This window comes from Bacillus sp. 41-22 (assembly GCF_025809295.1).
Lineage (GTDB): Bacteria > Bacillota > Bacilli > Bacillales > Bacillaceae_G > Bacillus_A > Bacillus_A mycoides.
Window position 1 is genome coordinate 1,057,099 of sequence record NZ_CP084035.1, and the last position, 13,203, is coordinate 1,070,301.

General features: G+C 34.8%; 14 protein-coding genes. All 14 read left to right on the plus strand.

What is annotated here, in order from left to right; all coding sequences use genetic code 11:
- Positions 1–12 precede the first annotated feature (12 nt).
- The 14 genes from yhaM (at position 13) to glpK (ending at position 13,172) form a co-directional block, all read left to right on the plus strand.
- Positions 13–957 carry a 3'-5' exoribonuclease YhaM gene (gene yhaM, locus LCF45_RS05360; RefSeq protein ID WP_002030183.1) on the plus strand — a complete coding sequence of 315 codons (945 nt, stop codon included), beginning with the start codon at positions 13–15 and terminating at the stop codon, positions 955–957.
- A gap of 398 nt (positions 958–1,355) precedes the next feature.
- Positions 1,356–1,553, plus strand: a complete 198-nt coding sequence (locus tag LCF45_RS05365) for a hypothetical protein (RefSeq protein ID WP_002150116.1) — start codon at positions 1,356–1,358, stop codon at positions 1,551–1,553.
- A gap of 456 nt (positions 1,554–2,009) precedes the next feature.
- Positions 2,010–2,987, plus strand: a complete 978-nt coding sequence (locus tag LCF45_RS05370) for a ring-cleaving dioxygenase (protein ID WP_002125749.1) — start codon at positions 2,010–2,012, stop codon at positions 2,985–2,987.
- A 256-nt stretch (positions 2,988–3,243) separates the two neighbouring features.
- Positions 3,244–4,338, plus strand: a complete 1,095-nt coding sequence (locus LCF45_RS05375) for a response regulator aspartate phosphatase (protein WP_016119757.1) — start codon at positions 3,244–3,246, stop codon at positions 4,336–4,338.
- Positions 4,338–4,583: a Phr family secreted Rap phosphatase inhibitor gene (locus tag LCF45_RS05380; RefSeq protein ID WP_016119758.1), complete on the plus strand. Its 246-nt coding sequence runs from the start codon at positions 4,338–4,340 to the stop codon at positions 4,581–4,583. Before LCF45_RS05375 ends, LCF45_RS05380 begins: the two co-directional genes overlap by 1 nt.
- Positions 4,584–4,821: 238 nt before the next feature.
- Positions 4,822–5,694, plus strand: a complete 873-nt coding sequence (locus tag LCF45_RS05385) for an alpha/beta fold hydrolase (RefSeq protein ID WP_012260501.1) — start codon at positions 4,822–4,824, stop codon at positions 5,692–5,694.
- A gap of 77 nt (positions 5,695–5,771) precedes the next feature.
- Positions 5,772–5,972 (plus strand): sporulation YhaL family protein, encoded by a 201-nt coding sequence (locus LCF45_RS05390; RefSeq protein WP_002087191.1) that lies wholly within the window; start codon positions 5,772–5,774, stop codon positions 5,970–5,972.
- 213 nt (positions 5,973–6,185) lie between these two features.
- Positions 6,186–7,037, plus strand: a complete 852-nt coding sequence (locus LCF45_RS05395) for a DUF2935 domain-containing protein (protein ID WP_000554485.1) — start codon at positions 6,186–6,188, stop codon at positions 7,035–7,037.
- Between the two features lie 291 nt (positions 7,038–7,328).
- Positions 7,329–7,973: a DUF7018 domain-containing (lipo)protein gene (locus tag LCF45_RS05400; protein WP_263894654.1), complete on the plus strand. Its 645-nt coding sequence runs from the start codon at positions 7,329–7,331 to the stop codon at positions 7,971–7,973.
- 28 nt (positions 7,974–8,001) lie between these two features.
- Entirely contained in the window at positions 8,002–9,075 is a 1,074-nt protein-coding gene (locus LCF45_RS05405) for a DUF3994 domain-containing protein (RefSeq protein ID WP_033730928.1), read from the plus strand.
- A gap of 444 nt (positions 9,076–9,519) precedes the next feature.
- Positions 9,520–9,969 carry a helix-turn-helix domain-containing protein gene (locus LCF45_RS05410; protein WP_002125754.1) on the plus strand — a complete coding sequence of 150 codons (450 nt, stop codon included), beginning with the start codon at positions 9,520–9,522 and terminating at the stop codon, positions 9,967–9,969.
- 90 nt (positions 9,970–10,059) lie between these two features.
- A complete protein-coding gene (gene glpP / locus LCF45_RS05415) occupies positions 10,060–10,620 on the plus strand; it encodes a glycerol uptake operon antiterminator GlpP (RefSeq protein ID WP_000394293.1) in 561 nt (186 codons plus the stop codon).
- Positions 10,621–10,847: 227 nt separating this feature from the next.
- Positions 10,848–11,669: a glycerol uptake facilitator protein GlpF gene (gene glpF / locus LCF45_RS05420; protein WP_002030197.1), complete on the plus strand. Its 822-nt coding sequence runs from the start codon at positions 10,848–10,850 to the stop codon at positions 11,667–11,669.
- A 12-nt stretch (positions 11,670–11,681) separates the two neighbouring features.
- Positions 11,682–13,172, plus strand: a complete 1,491-nt coding sequence (gene glpK / locus LCF45_RS05425) for a glycerol kinase GlpK (protein WP_078202939.1) — start codon at positions 11,682–11,684, stop codon at positions 13,170–13,172.
- Positions 13,173–13,203: the final 31 nt, after the last annotated feature.

Sequence of the window (13,203 nt, forward strand, 5' to 3'; positions counted from 1 at the left end):
GGAGGAATTCGAATGAAAAAGAAAATTGTAGAATATGAAGTTGGTGAACAAGTCGATGTTTTCTTGTTAATTAAAACAGCGACAAAAGGTCTCGCAAGCAATGGCAAGCCGTTTTTAACAGTAATCTTACAAGATCCAAGTGGAGATATTGAAGCAAAGCTATGGGACGTATCGCCAGAAGTTGAGAAACAATATGTAGCGGAAACAATCGTTAAAGTAGCTGGAGATATTCTAAACTATAAAGGACGTATTCAATTACGTGTGAAACAAATTCGTGTTGCGAATGAGAATGAAGTAACAGACATCTCAGACTTTGTAGAAAAAGCTCCAATAAAAAAAGAAGATATGGTTGAGAAAATTACGCAATACATATTTGAAATGAGAAACCCGAACATACAGCGTCTAACAAGACATTTGTTAAATAAGCATCAAAATGAATTTTTAGAATATCCAGCAGCGACAAAGAACCATCACGAGTTCGTATCTGGACTAGCTTATCACGTTGTATCGATGTTAGATTTAGCGAAAGCTATCTCGGCTCTGTACCCATCGTTAGATAAAGACTTACTATATGCGGGCGTTATTTTACACGATCTTGGTAAAGTATTTGAGCTATCTGGACCAATTTCTACGACGTATACGTTAGAAGGAAATTTACTAGGCCACATTTCTATCATGGTGAACGAAATTGGTAAAGCAGCAGAGGAACTACAAATCGATGCAGAGGAAGTATTAATCCTTCAGCACATCGTCCTTTCCCATCACGGAAAAGCAGAATGGGGTAGCCCAAAACCACCATTAGTGAAAGAAGCAGAAATTCTGCACTACATCGATAACTTAGATGCAAAAATGAACATGATGGACCGCGCATTAGGACGCACAAAACCAGGCGAATACACAGAACGTGTCTTTGCGCTTGATAATCGTTCGTTCTATAAGCCAACTTTCCATAATTAAGATTGTGAATAGAATGGCCTCATTAAGTGTGGCATGACAATAAAATTGTTTAAAAAGATGGTGTGAAATTAAGTTTTCACACCATCTTTTATTGCCCTGATAAGGGAAGACACTGCAAATAGCTTTAAAAACCATTATTTATTCCTTGATGAGGAAAGAAATAATGAGAGAAAAAGATGTAAATCATACGGCAAATTTATATTCCATTAGCTCGTGTAAAGCTAATGGATGAGGATCTGTTGTCAATAAAAAAACGGATCTTAAACAAAACAACCCTTTTGCATATCATGTGATGCAAGGGAGGCAAGAGAACGTGTTCGTTGATTGAAAATCTTTTGTAGAGTATTCTAAATATAGAGTTGTATTAGGAATATTCTTTTAAGGAGAGTGATTACTTTATGCTAGGAAAATGGATGGATAAAGTAAGAGAACCTAGATGTATACACAATTATAAATTTATTAAAACTCAGGATAGTGAAAATTTTAAAACAGGGCAGATTGGGACAGCTAATATTTATAAGTGCGAAAAATGTGGTAAAGAAAAGGTTGATTATAAATATAACAGTGATATAAATAGTGATTTTTGGAATATATAAAATAAATCATTTAATGAAACAGAGAATTACTAATATTAATTATTCGCTAAAATTACAATTTATTGTAAGGATATTTGACTATTAAAGAATTTTAATAGCCTATGATTAGTTCATTGATTGTAGGCTATTTATTTTGGCGAGTGAAAAGGTTTTATTACCAGTAGATATGAAAATAATTACGCCACAAAACATATAGCATTTTAAACTAATACTGAGATATTAAAAAATATCTCGAATTCAAGATAATTTACTTGCTTTTTAATCACTTGAGTTGTAAAGTGATAGTAACGAAAGGAATTATTACTTTCGAACGAATCGTTTTACACAGTGAATTATTTTTTTAACTATCACTTGACTAGTAAAATGAATGATTACTTTTATAAACAAATGCTACGTTGACCAGCGAGCAAAAATAAAACAGTTAAATATAAATTAAAACTATTGGAGGAATATAAAATGAACCAATTAAAAGGAATACACCACGTTACAGCAATTACAAGTAGTGCAGAAAAGAACTATGAATTTTTCACTCACGTTTTAGGAATGCGTTTAGTTAAAAAAACAGTAAACCAAGATGATATTCAAACGTATCATTTATTCTTTGCAGATGATAAAGGTAGTGCAGGAACAGATATGACATTCTTTGACTTCCCAGGTGTTCCAAAAGGAGTACACGGTACAAATGAAATTTCAAAAACTTCATTCCGCGTTCCGACTGACGCAGCACTAGAGTATTGGGTGAAACGTTTTGACCGTCTTGAAGTAGAACATACAGGAATTAAAGAGCAATTTGGTAAGAAAACTCTTTCTTTCGCTGATTTTGATGATCAACACTATCAATTAATCTCAGATGAATTTGATAAAGGGGTGGAATCAGGTACACCTTGGCAAGACGGGCCAGTTCCATTAGAATATGCAATTACTGGCTTAGGACCTGTATTTATCCGTATCGCGAATTTCAGTTATTTCAAAGAAGTACTAGAAAAAGTTCTATTATTTAAAGAGATTGCTCAAGAAGGAGAATTCTACTTGTTTGAAGTAAACGAAGGTGGAAATGGTGCCTCAGTCATTGTAGAACATAATACAGTTCTTCCAGAAGCGCAACAAGGTTTTGGTACAGTGCATCATGCAGCATTCCGTGTAGAGGATCGCGCTGTATTAGAAGAGTGGATTGAGCGACTAAGTCGAGTTGGACTCCCTTCATCTGGTTATGTAAATCGTCACTTCTTTGAGTCATTATATGCAAGAGTTGCGCCGCAAATTTTATTCGAGTTTGCAACAGATGGCCCTGGTTTTATGGGAGATGAGCCTTATGAAACGCTTGGAGAGAAATTATCTTTACCTCCGTTCTTAGAGCCAAAGCGTGAAGAAATCGAAAAATTAGTTCGTCCGATTGATACAGTGAGAAGTACGAAGGAATTTATTAAAGAGTAAAGATAGAAATAATAAGTAGAAGAGCAAGTAGTTTTAGCGAATCGCTGGAATTGCTTGCTTTTTTATTTGGGCTATAAAATTTTCTGAAAAATGTTTCTCAAGTTTTTTAAATAGAAATATTTGGTATAATTCATTTAAATTATAAATTTTCTGACAATTATTTTTCAATACATAGAAAAGGGGTGGTGATATACAATTTGGATAATTGTATAAATATCCTAATTTTGTAAGTTTGGAGAAAAGGGGATGCGAAGGTATGGGAACAGATGTAGTAACGAAGGAGCAAATGAAACACTTATTGGATGATTGGTATCATTCAATGTTAAAACAAGATGTTGTTAAAGCAAAAGTGCTAAATGAAGAAATAGAGTCCAAGGTTATCTATATTAAAGAAGATCAGTATGCAGCATTTTATCATGCATTATTAAAATTCCGTTATCATGTGCTAATTGATAGTTTGAGTATTACAAAGAATAGTTTTGATGAAATTGATACTCTTATACTTCCTGATGACGCACTTTTAACACATTATTATTACTTATTCAAAGGTATTCATGCAATGTATATATCAAATTATATTGAGTCACAAAATCACTTTGAAGAGGCTGGGAAATCACTTAAACATATAACATCTTCGTTGGAACATGCTGAATTTAATTATAGATTTGCATATCTATCTTATCAAACGTATAAACCATTGATGGCGATTGATCAAATACGTTTAGCAAAAAATGAATATGAAAAACATCCTGGTTATGAAGCTTGTATTGCTTTATGTGAGAATATTTTTGCAATGGCTTGTATTGATTTAAAGCAATATGAGCAAGCCGAAGAGAAGTTTGATTTGGCATTAGATGTATTTCAAAAGATAGATAATAAAAGATTTATTACAATGGTTCGTCATAATTTAGCATGGTTATATGCAAATCAAAACCTTTCGAGTTTAGCAATTCGCCATTTAGTAGAAGTAATAAAAAGTAATCCAAAACATTTCAAAGCAATGTTTGTATTAGCACGTGAATATTACAAAATTGGACAAATCGATACTGCCGCTGAATTAATTGAAGAAGGATTAGATATATGTAATAAGATACAAAATAAAGAATTTCAGCATCGTTTTGTAATTTTAAAGGAAATGAATCAAAAGACGTCTAGTGTATCATTAGAATCCACTATTTTAAATGGGATTTCATATTTTGAGAAAGAAGGCTTGTTGGAGTGTATTCAAGAGTATACTGAGATTTTAGCTATGCAATTTTATAAAGAAGAAAACCATGTAAAGGCAAGTAAATATTTTTATATAAATAACCAAGCACAGAAAAAACATTTAAAAAAAGGGGCGTTGAAATAATGAAAAAAGTAGGCGTAATAGCAAAAGGGTTAATTTTTGCAGGGGTTCTTTCATTTGGATTTAATTTTTCTACTACTACACAGCAAGCAGTTAATATTGGTGACGGAGGAGCACCAGCAAGACCAGACTACGTTAATATAGGGGACACGGGAGGAGCACCAGCAAGACCAGACTACATTAATATAGGAGATACAGGTGGAGCACCCGCAGATAATAGAGGCGACGGCGGAGTAAGCCAACTCTAATAACAAAGAAAGGGACTTCAACATGAAGTCTCTTTCTTTGTTATTAGAGCATGTAGAGAAAAGAATTGACTTACTTTAAATATGTAACTATAATAGTTACAAAATAACCATCATTAATAGAAATGAGTTATATTTTTTAATATAATTGTAACTAAAGTGGTTACAATTAAAAACAATCATAAAACAACCAAATAATGTAAAAACTTTAAATAGCAACAAGAGAAAGGAGACGGGAATTTTGAAACGGTTTAAGTTTTATATGATTAGCGGTATTGTTCTTGTTTTATTAATAGTATGTAACTTCGTTGATAAGCCGATTGCGAAGGTTGAAGAAGTGAAAGATACTGTGATGATGAGGCTGAATACGAAAGAGAGTATGGCGCAGATTGATGGACAGACGATATACTTTAAGCAAATTGGTGAGGGGAAGCCGCCTTTACTTATGCTTCACGGGTTCGGTGGTTCTTCAGATGGGTTTAGTGATATTTATCCGGAACTTGTAAAGGACCATACGATTATTGCGGTTGATATTTTAGGGTTTGGGCGTTCTTCTAAACCAATTGATTTTCAGTATTCGTTTCCCACGCAAGTGAATTTATATTATAAGTTAATGAAGAAACTCGGATACGATCAATTCGCAGTACTTGGTCATTCGATGGGCGGAGAGATGTCTCTAAATTTAGCGTATTTATATCCGGATGCAGTAACGCATCTCGTTTTAGCGGATTCTACAGGAATAGAGTCTTTCCAGCAAAAAGAAAGTTATGAAGTGCCGCCACTATCGACAGACTTACAAACTGTAACAGAGATTACGGATTATAATAAAAATGAAGTGAAAAATAGTCGCGATGATAAAGAGCATTATGATCAGCTTACGAAAATGAGAGAGCGCCGCATTGCGATGGAAGCAGATAAAATTAAGGTACCGACTTTAATTATATGGGGACGACACGATAAGAGTGTTTCTTGGAAAAATGGTGAACTGTATCATGAGCTATTTGCAAATAGTACGTTCCATATCATTGAAAAAGGATACCACGCACCGTTTCGCCAGGAGCCAATCGAGTTTATGGAATATGTACAAGCGTTCTTCGCGAAGAATCCACAATAAAATTTTAAGCATAAATCCACTTCTTTCCTCATAAAGTGAAACTAATAAGGCTTGTCTAAGGAAAGGGATGAACGAAAGTGGAAACTTTACCATGGTGGATTTATCTTGTAATCATTGGGATCGTATTGAGTGGCTACATGGTTTTATATACTTCGAAAAAAGAGCAAGAGATGGATAATGATTTTATCGAAAAAGAAGGCGAAGTATATATGAAGCGCTTAGAAGAAGAACGAGAGAAACGGAATCAGGATAGTGATAAGGATTCGGTGTTGCTTTAATAGAAATTTTGAAAGGCTACCAACTAGGAGAACTTTATATCTAGGTGGTAGCCTTTTTTCTTTTTTGGAGCAGTATATGTTCATCAAGCTAAGCTTATATAAGCTTAATTTTACATGTATATGATATTCATCATGAAACTTTATTGATGGTATTTATATATATGTTCAATCATAAGAATGGAAATAGCGCAGTATCTACAGGGGGGATTAACAATGCATAGGGATGAAACATCATTACATCCTGATACAGGTGTTACATCTGTAATGTTTGTTGAGCGTTCATTAAATGAAATTCGTTTTTGGTCTAGAATCATGAAGGAGCATTCTTTTTTTCTTCGCTTAGGGTTTAGATGCGAGGATACTCAACTAATTGAAGAGGCTAATCAATTTTATCGATTGTTTGAACATATCGAACAAATAGCGCATTCCTATACAAATGAAACAGATCCTGAGCAAATAAAAAGATTTAATTCAGAAGTACAACAAGCCGCAACTAATATTTGGGGATTTAAAAGAAAAATTTTAGGATTAATTCTCACATGTAAATTGCCAGGACAAAATAACTTTCCACTGTTAGTTGACCATACAAGTAGGGAAGCTGACTATTTTAGAAAACGTTTAATACAATTAAATGAAGGGAAATTAGATGCCCTTCCTGATGCTATTATTAAAGAAAATGTTTTCTTTTTAAGGATTATGGCAGACCATGCTAAATTTATTGGTCATCTTCTTGATCCATCGGAAAGAAAACTTGTAGACACAGCACGGAATTTTAGCAATGATTTTGATGAATTGATGTATCAAGCAATTGACTTAGAATCTATGAAACCACAATCCCAAACAGTCCCTCTTTTAGATCAATTTTTAGATCAAAATCGTGTGTCGGTTACATCTCTTCGGGATTTTAAGAAAACAGCACGTGATTTAATTGAGCAATGTAAAATAAAGAGTATCATTCATCCATTATTAGCAGACCATGTTTTCCGTGAAGCTGATAGATTTCTTGAAATCATTGATATGTTTGATGTTCATCTTACAAATATTCAATCCCAACCTAGATATTAGAAGATAAGGAAAGATAATATTTTACTTTCGGCTGAGAAGTTAACAATTTATTGTTAGCTTCTTTTCTTTGTGATTAAAATTTCTTTTCGTTTAGTAAATTTCCCTGTGAAGACTACATAAATCCCTTTGACCAAATATGTAATTCTCTGTAAAATAATATATATGGAAAGATTATGAATATACAGGAAATCTATGGATAGTAGATTCTAATAAATTATTCGGGGGGATTTATTAGTTAAGTATATTAACTTGTTTGCACTGAATTTTACATATAAAGGGGTATTAGTAATCATGAAAGCAAAGAAATTAGTAAGTTTAGCGTTACCAGTTATGTTATTGAGTGGTTGTATTACAATTGAAACTGATGGTAAGAAAGCCGAACCAAAGAAAGAAGAAACGCAAAAGGTAGAGAAAGAGAGTAAGTCAACTGATAGCAAGAAAGAGGATAGCTTATCTGTAGCGAAAGGTGAAGATACAAACAGTAGTTCATCAAGTAGTCAACAAAGTTCTTCTTCAAATAATTCTACTTCTTCTAATTCTTCAACTGGTAAGGTAACTGGTTCAGATGTTGAAAGATACAAGGCAGATATTATAAACAGTGCCACTCAAATTGAAGATACAATGAAATTAATTGAAGGAATAGCAGATTCAGACGTAAAATCATACAAACAAAAGAAAAGTGAAGTACAACTGAGTTTAGGTGGAGCAAAGGCAACTGCAACGAAAGTGAAGAATCTACAAGCGCCTCCTGAATTACAGGGAGAACAAGCGAAGATAAAGCAATCGATGGAACTGTATGCGGATTGTTTTCAACTTCTTTTTGATGCATTAGACCAAGAAGACGAGAGTAAAATGCATCAATCATTAAGTAAAGCACAAGAAGGCTCAAAACTGTTTGAAGAAGCAGCGAAGAGTATCGGTAGCAAAACTAACTAAGAATAAATTACTTAAAGGGGTATGAGGTATGAAAGTGAAAAAACTAATAGCTGCTGCAGTTCCAGTTGCCATATTATTAAGTGGTTGTGTTACAGTAAAAGATTCGGCAAATAAAGAAGAAAAGACAGAAGAAACAAGTAAATCTAAGGCTGCTGAAACGAAAGAAAAATCAACTAATTCGAAAGAAGAAAGTAAAGATGTTCAAAAGGTTCGAGTTTTAGATGAAGATTATGCACAATATTTATTAGATATTGAACAGGATATGTTAAGACGATTTGATTACTATGATGCTTCTGTAAGAGATTTGAGAAATGGAAGTAAATCAAAAGCTGAGGTATTAGATAGTATTAAAGACATCTATAAAGTATTTGATAAGATAGAGAAGATTTACGCACCGCAAAAACATAAAGAAGAACAAAAAGAGATTGAAAAAGCGACAGGTAAACTAAGAGAAACATTCGGTGAAATAGAGAAGTTATTCAACGATAAAGGCTTCAACTTAGAGACCGATAAGGAAATCTTAAATAAAGCAAATACAAAACTAGAGGAAGCAAAACGTATTTGGAAACCTACATTCGATAAGTTAAGATCCGAAACAAAAGGTGATACAGCCACAGAAAAATCTACTAGTACAACAAGTAGTTCTACATCGACAAGCCCAACTACTGATAGTCAGGCTCAAACAGATAAAAGCCAAGCTAAAACGGGGGTATTTGTAGGTACAGTTGGTACAAGTGAAGAGTTAGGAATTAGTTATGGAAACATGGAGAAGAACATCAAAGATGGGACTGAGATTATTGGTAACTGGGGTATTGATTACGGTAGTGGCATAAAAACTACGTTAGTACTAAAAGGTGATAAAACATTTGAGTCCTATGCGAACGGTTCTTATCCGAATAAAGATAACTATTTAACAGGAACATATGCGGTAGATGTTCCATCATTCCAGTTATCCTTAAAAGTAACAAAAGCAGTTAAAGACGGTCAAGAAGTAAAGCTAACAAATGATAGTATGATGTATAAATTACAAAACTATGATGGAAACACATTACAAATTTATCATATGGATGATAACGTTCGTATTCGATATGCAAAACAATAAATAGTTGGCAAAAAACTCTGTAATAAATTTTACAGGGTTTTTTGTTCGTTCTAATTGTATTTCTTCATTAATTTCCCTGGTGCTATCCATATTAGTATAAGTTGAGAAATTAACAAAACGATTTTCTTTTTGGAGAATGATAAGGATTCGGTGTTATTATAATTAGAGGATAGTGGATAACGTATTGTTATCCACTTTTTTATTTCCTAAAATATATTAACAATTCGACATAGGATATCGACTTACCGACACAAAGCGACAATGTTAAGAAGCACGATTATTGTTCGGGAAATTATTATAGAAGAAAAGCATATGAAATCGACATGATACATAGCGTCATTTTTAGATGTAACGCACAAGTTGCACAACCTATGCAACGATAACTAGCTTTACTCTTCATCATTTATTTGACCATACTAGACATAGAGAGGTGATAAACACAGTATGATTTTTAGTGAACGTTTAAAAGAAGAAAGGGAAAAAAGAAATTGGTCGCAAAATGATTTGGCTGAAAAAATTCATGTAAGTAGGCAGTCTGTTTCGAAATGGGAGACGGGAAAGAACTATCCGAGCATTGAAATTATTATTCATTTAAGTGATCTGTTCGGTATTACAATTGATGAGTTATTGAGGAGTGATGAAGAGTTGACGCAGAAAGTAATTGAGGATAGTAAGCAATTAGCGTATCCGAAATGGAAGGTGTTTTTCGATAGTCTATTTATGATGGGCGTATTTTTATTTATTACAAAAATCGTTGTATGGGCGTTAAATAAGTTTGCAGGAGCAAGCATTACAATTGTCGCAGATGCACCATATGTAATGAATTTTTTACCGCTCCTATTAATGGTTGTAGGTGGCATGGCTTCTGATAAGTTGAAGAAAATATATAGATAAGAGAAAGATTTGTAAGAAATCCCCCACACTAGCTGTTCTTTCCACTTAAATTGTGTACTATAAAGGATAGATAGGAAGGGGACGTTTAGAATGGAATTTCATGAGCAAAAGATTTTGCCGGCAGTGAGGCAAATTAAAGATTTGGAGAAGCTATTACATAGTTCGTATGAGTATATTGTTATTTTAGATATTCATGTCGGTCAATTGAAGAGTGTTGTGTCGCTCGCGAAGCAGCATAATAAAAAAGTATTTTTACATGTGGATTTGATCCATGGATTACAAAGTGATGGGCATGCGACGGAGTTTTTATGCCAAGAATATAAACCGTACGGGTTATTATCGACAAAGGCGAGCGTAATTATGAAGGCGAAGCAAAAAGGTGTCGTCTCCATTCAACGCATCTTTTTAATTGATTCTAGCGCAATGGAAAAGAGCTGTAATTTGCTAGAAAAGACGAAGCCGGATTATATAGAGGTGCTTCCTGGTGCGTTAACGGGTGTCATTGCTGAGGTGAAAGAGCGTACAGGTGTACCAATTTTAGCAGGTGGTTTTATTCGAACGGTAGAAGACGTTGAAAGAGCGTTAAATGCTGGTGCGACAGCAATTACGACATCGAAAAAAGAATTATGGAAACATTACCAAAAAAAGTGACGAAAATGTGAAAAAATTCTGTTGACACCGCTTTCATTAAGGGTTAACATTATAGACAAGTTAATAAACGTGACGGAGAAAAGAAGAGATCCACATTTTATTGTTTCTATATATATTATATAGAAGCATGTAAGCTGTGGATCTTTTTCTTTTGAAAAAAACGAATGGCCATTCATTTTACCTCTATCACTTTTCGAAAGCATTTAAATTGATTGTGGAGGGATTTTATGTCAGCATTTTTAGGGGAATTAATAGGGACTGCGTTGTTAATCTTACTTGGTGGCGGTGTTTGCGCTGGTGTAAGTTTAAAGAAATCGTTTGCGAAAGATTCTGGTTGGATTGTAATTACAATGGGTTGGGGTCTAGCGGTTGCTATGGCAGCGTATGCAGTTGGATCAATTAGTGGGGCACATTTGAATCCGGCTTTAACGATAGGACTTGCTTTTAAGGGAGCGTTCCCATGGAGTGATGTACCTATGTATATCGCAGCACAAATGATTGGGGCAATTATCGGGGCAGTTCTTGTATATTTACATTACTTACCACACTGGAAAGAAACAGAAGATCCAGGAACAAAGTTAGGTGTATTTGCAACAGGTCCAGCAATTCCGAACACATTTACAAACCTTTTAAGTGAAATGATTGGAACATTCGTTTTAGTATTTGGTATATTAGCAATTGGAGCAAATAAATTTGCAGATGGTTTAAATCCATTTATCGTAGGTTTCTTAATTGTAAGTATTGGTTTATCATTAGGTGGAACAACAGGATACGCAATCAACCCGGCTCGTGATTTAGGTCCGCGTATTGCACACTTCTTCCTTCCGATTGCAGGAAAGGGCGGTTCAAACTGGAAGTATGCATGGATCCCAGTAGTTGGTCCAATTTTAGGTGGATCACTTGCAGGATTATTCCATCAAGTTGTATTTGAAGGAAAACAAAATTCAGCACTTATTTATGTGATTATTACAACTGTGATTGTACTAGCAATCTCTTATATGACAAGTAAAAAAAGTGGAGCTACTACAAATAGTAGAAAAGTAGCATAGGGGGAAACTGATATGAAAAAATATATTCTTTCATTAGACCAAGGAACAACAAGCTCACGCGCAATTCTTTTCAATAAAGAAGGAAAAATCGTTCATTCAGCTCAAAAAGAGTTTACACAACATTTTCCAAAGCCAGGCTGGGTTGAGCATAATGCACAAGAAATTTGGGGATCTATTTTAGCAGTTATCGCAACTTGCTTAAGTGAAGCAGATGTGAAGCCAGAACAAATCGCTGGTATCGGTATTACGAACCAACGTGAAACAGCGGTTGTATGGGATAAAACGACTGGAAAACCAATTTATAACGCAATCGTATGGCAATCTCGTCAAACAGTTGAAATTTGTGATGAGTTAAAAGAAAAAGGTTATAGCGAGATGGTTCGCGAAAAAACAGGTCTTTTAATTGATGCATACTTCTCTGGTACGAAAGTAAAATGGATTTTAGATAACGTTGAAGGTGCAAGAGAAAAAGCAGAAAACGGCGAGTTATTATTCGGAACAATTGATACATGGCTTGTATGGAAATTGTCTGGCGGTAAAGCGCACATAACAGATTACTCAAATGCATCACGCACATTAATGTTTAACATTCACGACTTACAGTGGGATGATGAGCTTCTAGACATGTTAACAGTACCAAAGAGCATGCTTCCAGAAGTACGTCAATCATCTGAAATATATGGAGAAACAATTGATTATCACTTCTTCGGTCAAAATGTACCGATCGCAGGTGTAGCTGGTGACCAGCAAGCAGCATTATTTGGACAAGCTTGTTTCGGTGAAGGTATGGCGAAGAACACTTACGGAACTGGTTGTTTCATGTTAATGAACACAGGCGAAAAAGCAGTAGCTTCTGAGCATGGCCTATTAACAACAATTGCATGGGGTTTAGATGGTAAAGTAAATTACGCATTAGAAGGAAGTATTTTCGTAGCAGGTTCTGCAATTCAATGGTTACGTGACGGAATGCGCATGTTTAAAGATGCAAGTGAGAGTGAAGTGTACGCTTCTCGCGTTGAATCAACTGACGGCGTATACGTTGTACCAGCATTCGTAGGATTAGGTACACCGTACTGGGATAGTGAAGTACGCGGCGCTATGTTTGGTGTAACGCGCGGTACGACGAAAGAGCATTTCATTCGTGCAACGCTAGAATCTTTAGCATACCAAACGAAAGATGTACTATGCGCAATGGAAGCAGATTCAGGTATTGAACTGAACACATTACGCGTTGATGGCGGGGCAGTTAAGAATAACTTCTTAATGCAGTTCCAAAGTGATATGTTAGACGTTCCTGTAGAGCGTCCAGTGATCAATGAAACGACAGCTTTAGGTGCAGCATACTTAGCAGGTCTTGCGGTTGGATACTGGAAAAACCAAGACGAAATTAAAGCACAGTGGCATATGGACAAACGCTTTGAACCAACGATGGAAGCGGAAACAAGCGAAGAGCTATATGCTGGATGGAAAAAAGCAATTGAAGCAACTAAAGCTTTCAAATAATCATAAACAGTGTTATAATGATGACAAGTTA

What these genes read in the sequence shown, in the direction of transcription:
- yhaM (WP_002030183.1), top strand. Translation starts at nt 13, where the DNA reads ATGAAAAAGAAAATTGTAGAATATGAAGTTGGTGAACAAGTCGATGTT.
- LCF45_RS05380 (WP_016119758.1), top strand. Translation starts at nt 4,338, where the DNA reads ATGAAAAAAGTAGGCGTAATAGCAAAAGGGTTAATTTTTGCAGGGGTT.
- LCF45_RS05370 (WP_002125749.1), top strand. Translation starts at nt 2,010, where the DNA reads ATGAACCAATTAAAAGGAATACACCACGTTACAGCAATTACAAGTAGT.
- LCF45_RS05365 (WP_002150116.1), top strand. Translation starts at nt 1,356, where the DNA reads ATGCTAGGAAAATGGATGGATAAAGTAAGAGAACCTAGATGTATACAC.
- LCF45_RS05395 (WP_000554485.1), top strand. Translation starts at nt 6,186, where the DNA reads ATGCATAGGGATGAAACATCATTACATCCTGATACAGGTGTTACATCT.
- glpF (WP_002030197.1), top strand. Translation starts at nt 10,848, where the DNA reads ATGTCAGCATTTTTAGGGGAATTAATAGGGACTGCGTTGTTAATCTTA.
- LCF45_RS05375 (WP_016119757.1), top strand. Translation starts at nt 3,244, where the DNA reads ATGGGAACAGATGTAGTAACGAAGGAGCAAATGAAACACTTATTGGAT.
- LCF45_RS05405 (WP_033730928.1), top strand. Translation starts at nt 8,002, where the DNA reads ATGAAAGTGAAAAAACTAATAGCTGCTGCAGTTCCAGTTGCCATATTA.
- LCF45_RS05410 (WP_002125754.1), top strand. Translation starts at nt 9,520, where the DNA reads ATGATTTTTAGTGAACGTTTAAAAGAAGAAAGGGAAAAAAGAAATTGG.
- glpP (WP_000394293.1), top strand. Translation starts at nt 10,060, where the DNA reads ATGGAATTTCATGAGCAAAAGATTTTGCCGGCAGTGAGGCAAATTAAA.
- LCF45_RS05400 (WP_263894654.1), top strand. Translation starts at nt 7,329, where the DNA reads ATGAAAGCAAAGAAATTAGTAAGTTTAGCGTTACCAGTTATGTTATTG.
- glpK (WP_078202939.1), top strand. Translation starts at nt 11,682, where the DNA reads ATGAAAAAATATATTCTTTCATTAGACCAAGGAACAACAAGCTCACGC.